11 protein-coding genes are annotated in these 17,605 nt (G+C 55.6%); 4 read left to right on the forward strand and 7 right to left on the reverse strand.

Features of this window, described 5'->3' with window-relative positions; translation table 11 throughout:
• Positions 1–35 precede the first annotated feature (35 nt).
• Positions 36–5,189 carry a protein kinase domain-containing protein gene (locus tag RID21_RS16990; protein WP_350190842.1) on the forward strand — a complete coding sequence of 1,718 codons (5,154 nt, stop codon included), beginning with the start codon at positions 36–38 and terminating at the stop codon, positions 5,187–5,189.
• Here RID21_RS16990 and RID21_RS16995 read toward each other — a convergent pair.
• On the reverse strand, positions 5,186–5,791 hold the full coding sequence (locus RID21_RS16995) for a YMGG-like glycine zipper-containing protein (protein ID WP_350190844.1): 606 nt from the start codon (positions 5,789–5,791) through the stop codon (positions 5,186–5,188). The two genes, RID21_RS16990 and RID21_RS16995, sit on opposite strands and share 4 nt — an antisense overlap.
• 361 nt (positions 5,792–6,152) lie before the next feature.
• On the opposite strand from RID21_RS16995, the gene RID21_RS17000 reads away from it, so the two are divergent.
• On the forward strand, positions 6,153–6,722 hold the full coding sequence (locus RID21_RS17000; RefSeq protein ID WP_350190846.1) for an antibiotic biosynthesis monooxygenase: 570 nt from the start codon (positions 6,153–6,155) through the stop codon (positions 6,720–6,722).
• Between the two features lie 3 nt (positions 6,723–6,725).
• On the opposite strand, the gene RID21_RS17005 is transcribed toward RID21_RS17000, so the two are convergent.
• From RID21_RS17005 to RID21_RS17030, 6 genes are all read right to left on the reverse strand, one after another.
• Positions 6,726–7,574, reverse strand: a complete 849-nt coding sequence (locus tag RID21_RS17005; protein ID WP_350190848.1) for a c-type cytochrome — start codon at positions 7,572–7,574, stop codon at positions 6,726–6,728.
• A 123-nt stretch (positions 7,575–7,697) separates the two neighbouring features.
• Positions 7,698–8,759 (reverse strand): DsrE family protein, encoded by a 1,062-nt coding sequence (locus RID21_RS17010; RefSeq protein ID WP_350190850.1) that lies wholly within the window; start codon positions 8,757–8,759, stop codon positions 7,698–7,700.
• A gap of 55 nt (positions 8,760–8,814) precedes the next feature.
• Positions 8,815–10,065 (reverse strand): NAD(P)/FAD-dependent oxidoreductase, encoded by a 1,251-nt coding sequence (locus tag RID21_RS17015; protein WP_350190852.1) that lies wholly within the window; start codon positions 10,063–10,065, stop codon positions 8,815–8,817.
• 4 nt (positions 10,066–10,069) lie between these two features.
• Entirely contained in the window at positions 10,070–10,273 is a 204-nt protein-coding gene (locus RID21_RS17020; RefSeq protein WP_350190854.1) for a hypothetical protein, read from the reverse strand.
• The gene (locus RID21_RS17025; RefSeq protein ID WP_350190856.1) at positions 10,270–11,733 is read right to left on the reverse strand and encodes a rhodanese-like domain-containing protein; all 1,464 of its coding nucleotides are present in this window, start codon (positions 11,731–11,733) and stop codon (positions 10,270–10,272) included. Before RID21_RS17025 ends, RID21_RS17020 begins: the two co-directional genes overlap by 4 nt.
• Positions 11,733–12,614: a sulfite exporter TauE/SafE family protein gene (locus RID21_RS17030; RefSeq protein WP_350190858.1), complete on the reverse strand. Its 882-nt coding sequence runs from the start codon at positions 12,612–12,614 to the stop codon at positions 11,733–11,735. The genes RID21_RS17025 and RID21_RS17030 overlap by 1 nt, the downstream gene beginning before the upstream one ends.
• A gap of 479 nt (positions 12,615–13,093) precedes the next feature.
• On the opposite strand from RID21_RS17030, the gene RID21_RS17035 reads away from it, so the two are divergent.
• Positions 13,094–16,090, forward strand: coding sequence for a DUF1553 domain-containing protein (locus tag RID21_RS17035; protein ID WP_350190860.1), 2,997 nt, complete (start codon positions 13,094–13,096; stop codon positions 16,088–16,090).
• A gap of 7 nt (positions 16,091–16,097) precedes the next feature.
• Entirely contained in the window at positions 16,098–17,552 is a 1,455-nt protein-coding gene (locus RID21_RS17040) for a DUF1501 domain-containing protein (protein ID WP_350190960.1), read from the forward strand.
• The last annotated feature ends 53 nt before the right edge of the window (positions 17,553–17,605 follow it).

Consider the following 17,605-nt stretch of genomic DNA (forward strand, 5'->3'; position numbering starts at 1 on the left):
ATCGTCGCCATGAGCGACAACATGCGGGTATCATTATGAATGAATTTCCGGACAAAGAAGAACAGAACGAAGCAGCGGCCGACGACGATCTGAGCCTGCGCAACGATCAGACGCTGCCCGATTCGATCTCTGATTCTGATGAGGCTGGTAGTGACATCGACCAGACGATTATTTCGGATCAATGGGATTCCGAAGCGCTGGCTGATGAAGCGCGAGATACGTCGGATGCCACAATGTCTGATGATCAATTCCAGACAATGGAAGAGTCTGATTCGGAAAATGATACCTATGAAGACCTGGCAGGCAACGATCAGACCATGGTCGACAACGGGGTGTCCGATGAGATCAATGCCACCATTGTCGATCCGAACCTGAATGATCTGGACCGGACGATCACCGAGGAAGAGCATGAAGGCTGGGCCGGCATGCAGACGGTCAGCGAAAATCCTAACGATCAGCCCGAACAAGGTAACGACCAGACCCTGATTATCGATGAGCCGCTGGACCAATCCGATATTGGCGCGACCCTGGTCGAGGATGGCAGCTCGCCTGCCGACATTGACGCCACCATTGTCTCTGACGATGTACCACCGGAACTGGTGGCGACCATGAACGATGCCTGGGGACCGGGGATGGCTACAATTCCGGAAGGTCCGGAAATGACCATCAAGGCCCGGGAAGTTCCCCTGGAGGAACTGACGAACCAGACTTCGCTGGTGATCAAAAAACGGGACTTCAGCGACAAGATTAAATCAGAATACCTGGAGAATGCGGAATACGAACTGCTGGAAGTCCTGGGACAGGGAGGAATGGGAGTAGTCTATACCGCCCGCCAGACTTCGATTGACCGCCAGGTTGCGGTCAAGATGCTCAAGGGCAAAACCGCCAAGAACAAAGACCAGCGGCATAAGTTCCTGGCCGAAGCGGTCGTCACCGGGGAACTGGATCACCCGAATATTGTTCCCATCTACGATGTGGGGAGCAACAACAGCGGTGCGCTCTTCTACTCGATGAAAAAGGTTGAAGGACGTCCCTGGCTGAAAACGATCCGCAAAAATTCCCTGGGCGAAAATCTGAACATTCTGATGAAGGTGGCCGATGCGGTCGCGTTTGCCCACTCGCGAAGCGTGGTCCACCGCGACCTGAAGCCGGAAAACGTGATGCTGGGTGAATTTGGCGAAGTGCTCGTAATGGACTGGGGGCTTGCCCAGTCGACGTCAGGCTTCCGGAAATCAGAGAGCATTATCACTACATCCAGCATGGGTGGGACCCCCGCCTATATGGCTCCGGAAATGGCAACCGGCCCCGTCGATAAGATCTCACCGCTGTCAGATATTTATCTGCTGGGGGCGATTCTGTATGAAATTCTGACAGGACGTCCGCCGCATACCGGCAAAACCGCCATGAAGTGTCTGATGGCGGCGGCCAAGAACGAAATCGTGCCGACCGAGAAAACGGGTGAGCTGGTTGACATCGCGATGAAGGCGATGGCCCTGAGACAGGAAGATCGCTACCAGAGTGTACAGGAACTTCAGCAGGCCATTCTGCAATATCAGTCGCACTCAGAGAGTATCTCACTGGCGACCCGCGCCGAAGAAGACCTGAAACAGGCCATCGATACCGAGAATTACGAAATGTTCTCTCGTGCCCTGTTCGGATTCCAGGAAGCCGTTTCCCTCTGGCCGGAAAACAAGACAGCCCGGGAAGGCGTCGAAAAGACAACCTTGTGTTATGCGAACACCGCTTATGCCAAGGGGGACTACGATCTCGCACTCTCCCTGTTGAAGGAAGAAGAAGCCGGACACGCCGATCTGATCGACACCATCCGCGAAGCCCAGACAGAACGCGATGCCCGTCAGCAGCGTCTGAAAACCGCCAAGCGGGTGTTCGTGGGCATGCTGACGACCGTGCTGGTCATCGTGACCGGTGCTTTCTTCTGGATTCGCGCTGAAGCGGAAAACGCGCGTCAGGCCGAAAAAGTGGCGGCAGAAGAACGTGACAATGCCTTGAAAGCAAAAGAAAAAGAAACGATCGCATTAACCCAGGCGATTGAGTCGGAAAAAGTCGCCATTGCACAAAAAATAGAGGCGGATAAAGCGCGAGAGAAAGAAGAAATTGCGCGTGAACAGGCGGTCAAGAACCGGGAAGTCGCTATCAAGGAACGCGACCGGGCTAATGTCGAGCGAATTAAAGCAGAACAGGCCAAAGAGAAGGAAGAGTACGAAGCCTATATTGCCCGTATCGGACTGGCGGCAGCCAAGATCGATGAGAATGCTTTCGAAAGTGCAACCGAACTGCTCAAGGGATGTCCCGAGCGGCTGCGGAACTGGGAATGGGGCCGACTGATGCATCTCTGTTCGCAGAGCAGTCGGACCTACGACGCCAAGGCGCCCGTAGACTCTTTGGCGTTGTCGCAGGACAATACACAGTATGTCACAGGGAGCCGCGACGGTTATGCCCGGCTCTGGGATCGTGCAACCGGTCAGATCCTGGCAACATTCGATCATAAAAATCACCCGGTGCTGGCAGCAGCCATCAGCCCGGATGGGACAATCCTGGCGACCGGCAGTGAAGACCCGAATGGCTATATCAAGCTCTGGGACCTGGAAACACATCTGCCGATCGCCCGCAAGTTTGAAGATCCGAGCCAGAGTGCACCATTCGACCGGGGACATACCGAAGGTATTCTGAGTATCAGCTTCTCCAAAGACGGCGAGCGTCTGCTGACCAGCTCGTATGATAAGACGGCCCGTTTGTGGGACGTCGATTCCGGTCAACAGATTCGGCGTTTCTGGGGACACAACTGGTGGGTCTGGGATGCGAATTTCTCGACTGATGAACGGCGGATTGTCACTGCCAGCCAGGACGGAACCGCCGTGATCTGGTCGGTCGAGACGGGAGAAAAAGGCGCTCCGTTCACCGGACACCAGGGGCCGATCTATTCCGCTCATTTTTCACCTGATCCGCAAAGCACGCATGTTGTGACCAGCGGCTATGATCGCCGGGTTCTGCTCTGGAAACCGGAAGACATTGTGCCCTTCGATTTCTCGAAAATCGTTTCTGGACAAAAAGTCAATGCGCCTCCCTACCTCGCATTCGAAGGTCACCAGGACAGCGTCCAGTCTGCCGAATTCTCGCAGGATGGTTCGATGATCATCTCTGCCAGCCATGACAACACGGTCAAACTCTGGGACGTGGAAACGGTGAAAGCCATTAAGACCTTCCGCGGACATGACAGCTGGGTCCAGGCGGCAACGTTACTGAACGATGGTAAGTGGATCCTTTCCGCGAGTCACGATGCGCATACGAAATTGTGGAACATCGCCGGTTATGCCGAGATCCGCACTCTGAAAGGGCGCGTTCTGGAGAAGCATGTCGATGCGGTTCTGGATGTCTCCTTCTCGAAAGATGGCAAGCATCTGGTTACTGCCAGCCGCGATAAAACGGCCATTTCCTGGGATGTCGCGACCGGCACACCGGAAAAAGAATTTACGGAAGGTCATGCATTCCTGGCTTCCAGCGCCGTCTTTCTGCCGGACCGGAAACGCCTGGCAACGGCCGCCGTGGATAACTCGGTTCGGATCTGGGATATTCAGACAGGAACCGAACACAAACGCTTCGAACACACGGGACGGAGTGCCGCCATTGATGTTTCGGCCGATTCCCGACTACTGCTGACCGGCAGTGATACAAAGACCGTGCGGATCTGGAACATTGAAACCGGTAAATTGATCCGGGAACTGCGCGGTCATAAATCAGAGGTCAGTGCCGTCGCTTTTTCCGATGACATGCGCTACTGTGCCAGTGGAGACGCCCGTGGACGCTGCATGCTGTGGGAAGTCGCCAGCGGGAAACTGCTACATCGCCTGGAAGCACATACGCGTCGGATTAATGGGCTGGCCTTCCTGCCGGACGGAAAAACGCTGTTGTCCGCCAGCGGTGACAATACCGTGGGTAACTGGGATATCACGACTGGGGAAGAGAATCAGCAAAAGATTCTGAAGCACCCCGATGCCATCATGTCGATGGATGTGTTTGACAACGGCACCAAAGCTGTCACCAGTTGTGCGGATGGACTGGTCCGGATCTGGAATTTATCAACGCCGGAAGTTGCGCAGACAATTCATCCTGCCAACGGGTTGATCAATTCCGTCAGCGTTTCCCATGATAACAAGCGGCTGTTGACTGCCAATGTGCAGCAGCGGGTGATTCAAGTCTGGGCTCTGGACACCGGAAAAGAACTGCAGGTTCCCGGCAATAACGGACACTTGCAACCATTCCTGGATTTCAAAACCCGGGGCGGCATGCTCTGGACGGCAGTCTTCTCTCCCTATCATGATTCCATTCTGACGGTCGGCGGTCGTGATGCCCGGCTCTGGAATGGGGTAACCGCCCAGCAATTGATGGCCTTCCACCCGCACGGCGTGGTCGCCTCAGCTTCGTTTTCTCCGGACGGTAAATGGCTGGTGACCGGCAGCTGGGATAATTCTGCCAAGATCTGGAGTACCGAAACCGGACAGGCAGAAAAGAAACTGGAACAGAAACATACGGGCTATGTAAATACGGTACGCTACTCTCCCCAGGGGAATCGGATTGTGACCGCCAGCGATGACGGGACTTCAAAAATCTGGGATGCACAATCGGGCGAGATGCTGCTAAGCCTCGATCAACCCGACACGCACGTGAAGAGCGCCGTCTTCTCTCCCGACGGAAAGAAAGTTGTGACCGCCTCCGATGACAAAACCCTGGTGATGTGGGATGCTCAGACAGGCAAGAAACTGTCCACCTTCAAGGGACACGACTGGCCTGTTCTGGAAGTCGCATTTTCACACGATGGCACGCGGCTGATCTCCGGTTCCGAAGATAATACGGCGATTATCTGGGATATCGCGACTAAGGAGAAAAAGGTACTGGCCGGGCATACGGCGTCGGTGGAATCTGTCGTCTTTTCACCGGATGATACGCGAGCCTTCACGGCCAGCGACGATGGTACCGCCAAACTGTGGGATACGAAATCGGGTAAGGAAATTCTGACGTTGAGCAGCCACTCACAGGGTGTGACCTCGGTCGATTTTTCTCCCGATGGACGTTTCGTCGCAACAGGCAGCCAGGACGGACAGGCTATATTGTGGCTGACCGTCGACTGGAAAGACAAAGCGGTCGCCCGCGTCGTCAGCCGCGCCCCTTAAAAGTGGAAGTGCCCGTGTACGCCATAGTGCGGGCGAACATATCGTGGACGCGGACGGGGTCGAACGTAGACCACCGAAGGTGATGTCACAACCGCCCGTTCCCGGACAATGACTGGCTCGGCAGTGGTACTGACGTAGTTGTGTTGCTGCATGTACTCGATCAGCTGGTCACTGAGTCCCTGCTGTTTGAGCATGATCAGCGTCTGGGGACTGAGGTCGAAGGCACCGCCGCGACTGCGAATGGCGCCCATGATGACGGAATCGCTGACGCCGCTGTGGGCCATCTGAATGACGTCGCTGTTGCTGATCGCCCCACGTGCCATGCGTTCGTGATTCGCCTGGGCGATGGCGACATCGCGTTCTTCCCGGGCATCTTCAGCGTTGCCGATCAAACCGCCGGCGAGTCCACCGGTGGCGGCACCGATCAGGGCCCCTGCTCCGGCATCGCCGGAATTACTGCCAATAATCGCACCGGCCAGAGCACCGATGCCCGCGCCACTGGCCATGCCGGCTTCCGTATGGTTTCTGGCAGCGCAGCCTGTCTGAACTAACAGACCTGCGAAAATAAGAGTGATACCAGCCCGATACGATAACGCGTTCATTGATGTGAATCCTTCCACACAACACTTGCAGTTTTTACAACCCCTGAACAGATTCTCCACGCTGACGGGCAATCATCGTCCCCTCAGTTAATATATCGGGATCGCAGGCTTCCATTATCAGATTTTCTGGGGGTTGCCTAGATGAATTTCTCAATAGTAAACTGCCAGGTGCAAGTTTATGATTTGCGGTGTGCCTAAGATGTTATTTACAGGGCTTTTAACAGGCTGCAGAAAAGTCACGAAATAGACACTTCACAAAATGACACACCCGGGCGAACAATAGGTTCAATTCACGGGCACATCAGCGAACCGCCCGCTGACGACATTGATATTCCCCTGCACACAGGAAAGCATTGGACGCATGCACTCAACCGATTCTGACCCCGTCACCATGGTTGTGACGGCCCACCCTGCCCCCGGAAATCAAAAGGAATGGGAGCAGACACTGACGAATACCATACAGGCCTCGCTGAAATTTCCCGGTCACCTGGGAACGACGGTCCTCAAACAGGAATCTCGCTCCCGGCCCACCTACCAGATCGTGTTGAGGTTCGATCGGTTGGAGAATCTCGAACGCTGGAAGAATTCACCCGAACGGGAGCACTGGATCTCTCGCCTGCATGCCCTTGAGCACCGTCCTCCGGTGATCACTCACAACACGGGGCTGGAAACCTGGTTTGAATTTTCACACCAGGACGAGCACCACCCGCATCCGCCTAAATACAAGATGGCCATCATTATCTGGATCGCCGTCTACGTGAGTATCATACCGATCATCAACCTGATTCGTCCTTTTACCAGCGAGCTGCATTTCCTGATCGGAAGCGCGATCACCACCTCGATTACAGTTCCGCTGATGACCTGGGTAATGATCCCGCTGCTGAGCTGGCTGCTCCAGAACTGGCTCTATCCGAAACCGAACAATTCCTGACGGCTACTTCGTGGTAGACGAAGCGGGCTTCCAGTCGTAAACGCCGCGCTGTTCGACCGGGGGCAGATGCTCTTCCAGGATGAAATGCGGACGCGAATGCGAATTGACATAGACGGCGATATCCAGGGCTTCCTGCTCGGTCAGATCGGTTTCCCCCGGCGGCATGGCCACTTTGAGCCAGGCTGCCAGCTTATCGTTTCTGCTCAGTCCCGCGCCGTCGTTATAAGAATCTTTGCCCCACACTGGTGGTCCTTCGGATGTTCCCGCGCCTGATGCGTCGTGACAGTCGGCACAGCGTGCTGCGTAGAGTTTCGCGCCCCGTCGTTCTTCTGCCAGTTCCGCCTGCAGACTGAGGGGTTGCACATGACGAGGGCCCAGTGGTTTCTGGTGATTCATTTTGATCTCAGCGCCCGAGGAGAGCCAGGTGATATACGCGGTAATCGCCACTGATACTTTGCTGCCGAGGGGAGGACGAATTCCGTTCTGGCTGCGCATGAAACAGTTCAGCACTCGATCTTCCAGCGTGATCACCCGTTTTTCGCGGGGAGACCAGGCCGGGTAAGCGGAAGCCACTCCCAGAAAACTGGCGGCTTGCGGATTGGTGCCGTTCTCCAGATGACAGGAAGTGCAGTCGAGCTTATTGCCGATATACTGTTTAGAAAGTGGATGCTCGTGAGTGCGTGCGACGATTTCTTCCCCCAGCTTGACGATGGCACCGAGTTCGCCGGGAGGATATGCCTCCGGGATGAGCGATTTCTGTGGTTCCTCAGAAGTCTCCCGTGCAGACAGTGTCGTCAACACAATTAACAGGGCCAGTCCAGTAACCGGTAGCGTCAGCCAGCGTCGTTGCATCGTCTTCTTTCCAAATTCGGTCATCTCTTACAGGGAGCAGCAGGCGCGTATCTCCCCCGCTCTGCGCGTACGTCTGGGATTATACGCACAGAAAGACCGGCAGTGGTGATTTTCTTCCGCTTTTTATTTCAGAGGGACATAGGCATAGCCGTCTGCCTGCAGATTCACCAGAGACGTGAGTGCGGAGACCGCGACATCCGTGAACACAACCACCTGGTCCGGCTGCCCCCCTTTACCGACGAGTGACTGACCACAGACGTAGATCTCGACACCGGCTTCATGCAGTTCGTGCAGGCAATCCAGGTTCGGATTACTTTTCGTATCGAAGCGTTCCGCGTAGGCATCATCATTTAAGGCACAGAGCGTGGCGTCGCCATGCAGGACGACCGCGATTTTTGCTGCCGCAGGATCCTTCCCGGCTCCCTCGTAAATATTCACAAAGCGGGCCACTTTTTCGATGGAGGGGTTCAGCTTGTCAGCAGGGCCTCCCTTGGTCAGGTCGACACAGATTTTACTCTGATCCCGTGGCTGCTGAGCTGCGCCTGGCAACTGGACGACCTTGCCATATTCCTTGATACGGGGATGATGGTATTCCAGTGGTGCAGGATCTTTGGCTGACGTAGAGACCGGGTGGTTCTTCATTGCCTCGGGGAATCCCCGTTTGACGAATTCCGAAACGGTCTTCGCATGCTGTTGAATAAGCTTCACAACGTAGGGGTTCTCTGAAGTCTCAATCACCCGCACACCTTTGGGTGTGTTTTCGGTGACCATTTTGATCTGTCTGGCATGCTTGAAGAGTTCGGCGAACAGGGGATCCCGCATCCGAATGGGCTGCTGTTTTTCAACCCGCTCTTTCATCCAGTAGACGTGTTCCCGGATTTTCGCCGCGACCTGTGGATCGTCTGATTCGGTCAGCGTCTTGACGCCATTGGGAAGTAGTTGCACATCGCGACGAATCTTCTGATGATTCGTTAAGAGGTAACGGAAGTCGGCATGATCCCGGTCATGTGCCTGCGAATGACCATTTCCTTGACCCTGACCGACTCCCGCATGACCTCGTCCATGTCCCTGCCCCCGTCCGGGACCTTTGCCACGTCCAGGTCCCCGCTGTGCGAGTGCGGTTCCGGCAATGGCACAGACCAGCAGTAAGGCAACAGAATTCCGTAGATAGTTTGACTTGTTCACTTTGACGCCCTTTCCTGATTTTATTCACAGAGATTTACGCAGTCCCGTCGTGTGGTTACGCCCGTCCCTTGAGCATGCCTTTCCAGTACAGCACGGGAAGAAAATATTTTTTCAAAACCCACATGCTCCAGCGTTCCTTCGACTGATCGAAGAGAAAGGTTTCATGGGGATGTTTGTCGTAGTCGAATTCCGCCAGCACAAGTTTGCCATACCCGGTCACCAGCGGACAGGATGTATATCCATCGTACTTCGCCGTCAGCGTTTTGCCGGCGATGGCCGCTTTCAGATTCTTGACGGCCACCGGTGCCTGTTTACGGATGGCGGCTGCGGTTTTGGAAGTCGGCAGATTACTGCTGTCCCCGAGGGCAAACACATTCGGATAACGGACATGCTGTAGCGAGTACTTATCGACATCCACCCAGCCCTTTTCGTCAGCGAGGGGGCTCCGGGCGATGAACTCAGGTGGCCCCATGGGAGGCGTCACGTGAATCATGTCGTAAGCAATTGTGGTTTCAACACCAGTCTCCGTATGCTGGAAGATCGCTTCTTTCGTCTCTGCACTGATGGCGACCAGTTTCTGGTTGAAACGGGTATCGATGTTTTTGCGCTCGATCACTTTATCCAGTGTTTTCCGATATTTTTCGACCGCAAAGATCGAACTGCTGCCGGAAGCGAAGATGATCTGCGTTTTATCGCGTACTCCTGATTTACGGAAATAGTCATCCGCGAGATAACAGATCTTCTGCGGTGCGCCACCACACTTGATGCCGGTTTCGGGCTGTGTGAAAATCGCCTTCCCCCCTTTGAAGTCGCGGATATTTTCCCAGGTACTGCCTACCGACTCGAACGAGTAGTTGCTGCAGACGCCCTCTTTACCAAGCGCGTCTTTGAGACCAGTGATGGCATCCCACTTGATACCGATGCCTGCACTGACCACCAGGAAATCGTATTCAATCGTCTGTCCATCGCGGGTTTTCAGGCGGTTTCGCTCTGGTTCGAATGAAACGACGGCGTCTTTAATCCATTTCGCTTTGGGGGGAATCACGGAGGCTTCGGTGCGTCGCGTGCTTTCCTTGCGAAAGGTTCCGCCACCGACCAGGGTCCAGGCCGGCTGATAATAATGATTCTCCGACGGGTCAATAATGGCCACGTCATAATCACTCAGCCAGCCTTTGGTCAATTTCGCGGCAACCGTAATGCCCGCACTGCCGCCGCCGACAATCACAACCTGGTGATGCACGACTTTCTCGGAAGGTGGCTGCACCAGTGTCTGATTCTCTGTTTCTGCAATCACATCGGAAATCATATGCTTATTCTCCCTGTTCTGGATGTCGGGATACCGCTTGCGGCTCTCGACCGTCAGTGGTTTCGCTTTTTACAGGCTGAAGACAAGGCTGGGGGTTCAGTTCACACAGCCCACTCAGACAGGTCTGCATTCCCAGTCGGGGCAGGATCCAGAGATTCAAGATGAACCAGAGGGCCAGCACCACGAGTAAAACGACGAGGTCAGTCATGATTTTTTCTCCAGTGAACAGGATGCAGCAGAACTTGTAGCACAACTGATGGGGCCGGAGCTGCCGGTAGTGGGCAGTCCCGCGGTTTCCCATGCCTGGTAGCCACCAGCCAGGTTGATGACGTCAATACCAGCCGCCTGCAATAGACTGGCCGCAATTGCAGAGCGAGCCCCACTACGGCATTGCACGACCACTGGCTGATGGCATTCCAGGGTAGATATCATGTCAGGAAAATGTCCGAGGAATCGGTGTTCGGCCTGAGGAACATGCCCCTGGTTCCATTCCGAGTCGGCACGGACATCGAACAGCGTTACCGCCCCAGACTCGATCTGGGGCGCCAGTTCGGCTGGCGCTTTCACGGGATAGTGTTCCGTCGCCCGACCGGACTGAATCTCTCCACTCCGTTCGAACCAGCCGGAGACGCGATCGATGCCGATCTTGTGTAATACGCGATAGGCTTCCGGCAGGTCGGCAGCGTCTGCGATCAGGTAGACCGGCTGATCGTAGTCAACGAGCCAGCCCGCCCAGGCTGCCAGCATCGACAGCGGAATATTGATTGTGCCCGGCACATGTGCTGTCGCGAATTCACTGGAAGGAGACAGGTCGATCACCGTGGCAGAGGAACTGACCAGCGACTCCTGTAATGCCGGGAGCGGTTTGGGCAGCGTGACCTTGCCGAGCACCAGCGGTCCTTCTTTATTAACGCGTTTCATCACCGCAAAGTAGCGGGGCGCTTCGGGCTGATCGGACAGGATGTAGTTCACGAATTCGGTTTCGTCTGCATACTGCAGGGCCGGATTGAATCGTTTTTCATAACCAACGGTGGAAGACGGAATCGCTCCGAGTCCCTTGCCGCAGGCACTGCCCGCACCATGGGCCGGCCAGACCTGCAGATAGTCGGGTAATTCTTTAAAACGCTGGGCCGAATGATAGAGCTGCTTCGCACCAACTTCGGCACTTCCCTGAACGCCGGCGGCAGCTTCCAGCAGGTCCGGACGTCCAATCGAACCAACGAACACGAAATCGCCCGTGAAGATTCCCATCGGCTCATTGGCACCGCCGCCCTGATCGGTTAACAGGAAGGAGATACTTTCCGGTGTATGACCGGGAGTGTGCAGGACGTCAAAACGAATATTCCCGACCTGGAAAGTATCTCCTTCTTTCAACAACTGTGCCTCGTACTGATCCGCAAATTCGTACTTCCATTCTGCAGGACCTGCATCGGAAACGTACAACTTCGCTCCCACGCGTTCTGCCAGTTCCCGCGCACCGGATACGTAATCAGCGTGGATATGGGTTTCAGCCACTCCGGTGAGTTTGACACCTTCACGCTGTGCCATCTCGAGGTATTGTTCGATGTCGCGTCCCGGATCGACCACGACTGCTTCTTTGGTTTTCTGACAGCCCACCAGATACGATGCATGGGCCAGTTTCTGATCGTAAAAGTATTTCAATAACATCACTCATCTCCCTGATGCTGAAAGGTGGAAATTCTGTGGTGAGAAGGCAGCAGCGCATAGTTGTTGCCAGTTGTGATGCGCGCCTGCCGAGCGGCTGCAGGAACCAGTTTGCTTCCTTCATGGACGATGACGAACCCGCCGAGCAGAATCAGAAATCCTGCAAAGACGGTCTTCAAGACATGTTGATTCAGGTGGGCATTTAATTTGTGGCCCACGACACTGCCGACAATGCCGATTAAAGTGAAGACGAGAATTGTCTGCCAGTTGACGGACATCTGGTGTGAGACCAGAAAGTGTTCGTACTTGACGAAGCCGACGGTGGCGTTAATCACGATAATGACCAGGCTCGTACCGATCGCTTTTCGCATGGGCAATTTGCCCAGAATGACCAGTGCGGGAACAATCAGAAAGCCCCCCCCCACTCCTACGAAGCCGGTCAGCATTCCGACGCCGATTCCTTCCGCCGCCATTTTCCAGCGGGGTGACTGCTGCGCTGAGGGCGCAAGAGATTCGTGGGCGCCCTCGGGTCCGCGCGCTCTGCGAAACATCACGAAGGCGGCAGCCAGCAGGATGGTGCCAAAGACTACCAGCTGCAACGCCTCCGTGGCCAGACCTCCCAGCCAGGCCCCTGCCAGTGTTCCCAACATGCCGGGAAGTCCGAAGAAGACCACACTGCGCCAGTCGATTAATTTCGAACTGGCATAAGGGATTGCAGCGGCGATGGAGACCATCCCCACAATCGCCATGGATTCGGCGATGGATTCCTTGGTACCATGCCCCACGAGATAGACTAAAATGGGCACCGTAATCGCCGACCCGCCCGACCCGAGCAGACCCAGAGTCAGGCCAATCAGCAGTGAACCAATCAGAATGTATGCCATGATGCTCTCCCAGCAGATTCCATGCAGACTGGCCTGCGGGAGATTCATTCCCTGATTCAAACAGCGGCCAGTCCGATGAATCACATACGCATTATATCGGAACATCGCGACATATCAATATAGTTATTCTGGAATAGCGATATTTAGCGAGCTAATATTTCCTGAGCCACCGGAATATTCAGCCGATCGAGATGGGAGAGACTTTTACAGTTGGCAGTGGAGCGGAAGCAGAGTCCCTAAAGTACTAATAAATAGACACTTATGGTCCACGGTCTGGTTTTCGTTCCCTATCGCAGTGGCCTGTTACCCGAGGCACACATTCAAAGAAGCCCGGCTGTAACAGACAAATAGACCGAACTGGACACTTACCGAGGTCTGTTTCTCGAGAGAAACTGTTGGAACGATTCGAGCGGCGTGGTATAGTGGAGCTTTCCTTCCTGATGCCCTAAGTCGTTTCACCACAACAAGACAGGTATTCCATGGCACTCCGACGGTCCCCCCTGCTCTTTCTACTGTTCTGGCTGAGTCTCGTCTCGTCCGATCTGGCTGCGCAGGACCGTACCCTCGACTTTAAAACCGACATCGCCCCGCTGTTCGCCGACCACTGTGTGCGCTGCCATTCACCCGATAATACCAAAGGGGGCGTATCACTGGCCGGCGTTCAGGATCTGCTGGACAACGGGTATCTGACTCCGAGAAAGCCGGACGAGAGCTATCTGCTGGAACTGGTCACCTCCCAGGAGGGGAAGCCGCCGGCCATGCCTCAGGAAGCGTCCCCGCTGTCAGACAAGCAGGTCGCGCTGCTCACCCGCTGGATACGCGAAGGCGCGGTCTGGCCCAAAGACGTGGTGGTCAAACAGAAATCCAAGGCCGATACCAGCTGGTGGTCTCTGCAGCCTTTGAAAGAAGATTTTGCTGCGATCAAGCCGGCTTCTGCTGAACAGGGACTGACCATCGATGATTTCATCCGTCAGAAACTGGCTGCAGAACAGCTGACATTGAGCCCTGCTGCAGATCGCCGCACACTGATCCGCCGTCTGGCCTTTGACCTGCATGGGCTTCCTCCGGATCCGGCCGCAGTGGATGCGTTTGTGAATGATCCCGATCCACGGGCCTACGAAAAGCTGGTTGACCGCATGCTGGCTTCGCCCCGGTATGGGGAACGCATGGCACAGCACTGGCTCGACCTGGCACATTATGCGGACACGCATGGCTTTGAGCGGGATAAACGCCGCGACAATGCCTGGCGTTACAGGGATTATGTGATAGCTGCCTTTAATGCGGACAAACCGTATGCCCGTTTTCTGCAGGAACAGATCGCCGGGGATGTCCTCTGGCCGGATGACGAACAGGCCATCATCGCCACCGGCTTCCTGGCCGCGGGACCATGGGACTTTGTGGGGCAGGTTGAAACCAAAAGCGATGTTCTGCGTCGCTCCGCCCGTTCGCTGGACCTGGATGATATGGCGACGCAGGTCATGACGGCCTGCATGGGCATCACCATCAACTGTGCCCGCTGTCATGATCACAAGCTGGATCCGATCACACAGAAAGAGTATTACCAGTTGCGGGCGGTCTTCGCGGGTGTCAAACGAGCCGAACGCGTCGTCAGCCAATCCGCAATCAAGGAATATGAGAGCAGAAAACAGGAGCTGACAGCTCAGCTCAACGACATTGATTACCGGATCAGCAAACTGGAAGGGACCGGGCTGGATCTGGCAGACATCGTCGGTGGAGGCAACGGTCTGGGGACGGGAGCCTTTCGCCAGGGGATCGACGCCCGCACCGCGAAGGTTCAGACCCGCGACTTCGGTGCATTAGGCAATGTGCAGACCAACCGGTTTGTCGCATCAGCGTTCAACTTCGTCGACGGCGTCTTCATCCCCGACGGGCAGGCAGGGAACGCGAATATCATTGTGAGTTCTACCGGAACCACGATTACGGGGCTCCCCCAGACCTCCGGTAAAGCGTGGGACATGATCCGCAACGGCCCGGTCGCCAGCCAACATTCTCCCGAATTGGACGGAATCGACTTTACCGCAGCGGGACACAGCCTGCTGGGCCTGCATGCGAATTCCGGGATTACGTTTGACCTGCAGAAAATTCGCCAGTCCACACAACTGGCTGAGCTGAAATTCACAGCGAAACTGGGTTACTTTGGTGCCAGCGGTCCGTTTCAGGCGGATGTGCGGGTTTTTGTGGATGGGGAAGAAGTTGCGAAGTATACGCAACTCAAACGGGAAGCAGGCCTGCAGCAGCTTGACATCGACCTGCCCTCGTCAGCCCGTTTCCTGACACTGATCGCAACCGATGGCGGCAACGGCTACAGCCATGATCAGGTCGGTTTTGGCGATCCCCGTCTGGTCTCAGCGACACCCCGCAAAATGGAACCGGCAGAGAAACAGGAACTGGCACAACTGAATGCTCAGCGGAAGCAGGTGGCATCCCGTTTGAAGTCACTGGGTTCCCCGCCCCGGTTCTACGGCGTCGTCAAGAATGAGAAAATGCCGGAAGTGCATCTGCTGGTGCGTGGAAATCCTGAAGCACCTGCTGAAGAAGTACTGGCTCCTGCTGCCCTCGCTTCACTACAGATGCTGGAGCCTGAACTGGGATCAACCAAGAGCAGTCAAGGCGAACGCCGTGCCGCACTGGCGGAGTGGATTACGCATCCCGACAATCCCCTGACTAAGCGGGTGATCGTAAATCGACTCTGGCTCTGGCACTTTGGTCAGAGCATTGTGAAAACGCCGAGTGACTTCGGTTATGGCGGGGGACGTCCTTCCCATCCGGAACTGCTCGACTGGCTGGCAGGCGAACTGCAGCGGCAGAACGGTTCATTAAAAGCGATGCAACGACTGATTCTGTTGAGCGACACTTATCGACAGCAGTCGCGGGCGGAAGCCGATCAGCGTGGCTACAAAGTGGATGCAGACAACCGTCTGCTCTGGCACCAGAATCCGCGACGCAGAGAAGCCGAAGCGATTCGCGATGCGGTACTGTTTGTGAGTGGTAAACTGAATCCGCAACGGGGCGGCCCCGGATTTGAAGATTTTCAATACCAGGACGCTTATGCACCGATCTACACGTATGTGACTGCGGACAAACCTGAATTGTGGCGACGCAGTATCTACCGTTATCGTGTGCGGACGACTCCCAACCGGTTTCTAACCACACTCGACTGCCCCGATCCCGCAAACCTCACGGCCCGCAGATTGACAACGACCACGCCGCTGCAGTCACTGGCGTTGTATAACAATGATTTCATGTTAAGACAGGCCCGCTATTTCGCCGTACGGATCAAAGAGGAAGTGGGTTCCCAAACCGACGCTCAGGTCCAACGGGCCTTCCAGCTGGCACTGGGGCGAAAGCCGACCACGCAGGAAGCCGGGCTGGCCAGTGATTTCGTTACCCAACAGGACCTGTTTGCCCTCTGTCGCTCCCTCTTGAATTCGAATGAGTTTGTCTATGTCGATTAAACTTCAAATGCAGCAGTCGCTGCCGCAGCAGCCAGAAGTGCCCTCAGCGGCGCCACTGTTCTCGCGTCGTCAGTTTCTGCAGACGGCAGGGGGCGGCTTCAGTGGCATGGCCTTAATGGCGATGCTGGCCGGTGAAACGAAGGCTGAACCGCACTATCCTGCCAAGGCGAAACGCGTGATTCAGATTTTCTGTCCGGGTGGAATGAGCCATGTCGACACCTTCGATTTTAAACCGGCATTAGAGAAACGGGCGGGACAGCCCTTTGACCCGGACGGCAAGCTGCAGTTCTTCGCGTCGAAACCGGGCAACTGTCAGCCTGGTTACTGGAAGTTCAAACGGCATGGGGAATCGGGCCTCTGGATGAGTGATCTGTTTCCCAAGCTGGCGAACTGCATTGACGACATGTCGTTCATTTATTCGATGCACAGTAAAACGGCCCTGCATGGCCCCGCCTGTTTCATGATGAATACGGGATTCACGCTGCCCGGCTTTCCCAGCATGGGAGCCTGGGTGACTTACGGTCTGGGGAGCGAAGCGGAGGATCTGCCCGCATTCGTCGTACTGCCCGATCCACGGGGACTGCCTCCCGGTGGCATCATCAACTGGGGCGCCGGATTTCTGCCCGCGGTGCATCAGGCGACGACACTCGATACATCTAATCCCCGGCAGCCCATTGCCGACCTCTTTCCACCGGATGAGTTCGCAGCGCAGACCAAACAGAGCGAACAGCCGGGACTCGACTTCCTCCAGAAACTGAATCGCCTGCATCAGCAACCCCGTTCCGGTAACAGCGAACTGGATGCGCGAATCAAGGCGTATGAGATGGCAGCCCGCCTGCAGTTAAGTGCACCGGAGGTGACCGACCTCGCCTCTGAGACGACCGCGACCCGCGACCTGTATGATGTCGATCATCCCGAAATCGGTCCCTTTGGACGACAGTGTCTGCTGGCGCGGAGACTGGCAGAACGGGGCGTGCGGTTCGTGCAGATTTATTGCGGTGCGGAGAACACGACAGCCAAAAAGATTCGTCCGAACTGGGACAGCCACGAAGACCTGGTCCGCGACCACGGATACTGGGGGGCTGTGCTCGATACCGGAGCCGCCGCTTTACTGCAGGATCTGAAGCAGCGGGGCATGCTGGACGATACGCTCGTCATCTGTACGACCGAGTTTGGTCGACAACCGGCAGGTCAGGGGAAACAGAGTAAGGGTCGTGACCATAACGCGGGTGCCTTTACGTCCTGGCTGGCGGGCGGGGGCATCAAAGGGGGCGTCGGCTATGGGGCCACCGATGAGCTGGGCTTCAAAGCGGTCGAATCGCCGGCTTACAGTTACGATCTGCACGCCACGGCTCTGCATCTGTTGGGGATCGATCATACAAAACTGACGTTTTATCATAACGGAATCGAACGCCGTCTGACCGACGTGCATGGTCACGTCATTCAGGAACTGCTGTCCTGATGTATTTTTGTCTTGAATGACCTGCTGTCTTACAGTAGAATCTAAATATAGTT

It is taken from the genome of Gimesia sp. (assembly GCF_040219335.1).
GTDB lineage: Bacteria > Planctomycetota > Planctomycetia > Planctomycetales > Planctomycetaceae > Gimesia.

What these genes read in the sequence shown, in the direction of transcription:
- RID21_RS16990 (WP_350190842.1), top strand. Translation starts at nt 36, where the DNA reads ATGAATGAATTTCCGGACAAAGAAGAACAGAACGAAGCAGCGGCCGAC.
- RID21_RS16995 (WP_350190844.1), bottom strand. Translation starts at nt 5,791, where the DNA reads ATGAACGCGTTATCGTATCGGGCTGGTATCACTCTTATTTTCGCAGGT.
- RID21_RS17000 (WP_350190846.1), top strand. Translation starts at nt 6,153, where the DNA reads ATGCACTCAACCGATTCTGACCCCGTCACCATGGTTGTGACGGCCCAC.
- RID21_RS17005 (WP_350190848.1), bottom strand. Translation starts at nt 7,574, where the DNA reads ATGCAACGACGCTGGCTGACGCTACCGGTTACTGGACTGGCCCTGTTA.
- RID21_RS17015 (WP_350190852.1), bottom strand. Translation starts at nt 10,065, where the DNA reads ATGATTTCCGATGTGATTGCAGAAACAGAGAATCAGACACTGGTGCAG.
- RID21_RS17020 (WP_350190854.1), bottom strand. Translation starts at nt 10,273, where the DNA reads ATGACTGACCTCGTCGTTTTACTCGTGGTGCTGGCCCTCTGGTTCATC.
- RID21_RS17025 (WP_350190856.1), bottom strand. Translation starts at nt 11,733, where the DNA reads ATGTTATTGAAATACTTTTACGATCAGAAACTGGCCCATGCATCGTAT.
- RID21_RS17030 (WP_350190858.1), bottom strand. Translation starts at nt 12,614, where the DNA reads ATGGCATACATTCTGATTGGTTCACTGCTGATTGGCCTGACTCTGGGT.
- RID21_RS17035 (WP_350190860.1), top strand. Translation starts at nt 13,094, where the DNA reads ATGGCACTCCGACGGTCCCCCCTGCTCTTTCTACTGTTCTGGCTGAGT.
- RID21_RS17040 (WP_350190960.1), top strand. Translation starts at nt 16,098, where the DNA reads ATGCAGCAGTCGCTGCCGCAGCAGCCAGAAGTGCCCTCAGCGGCGCCA.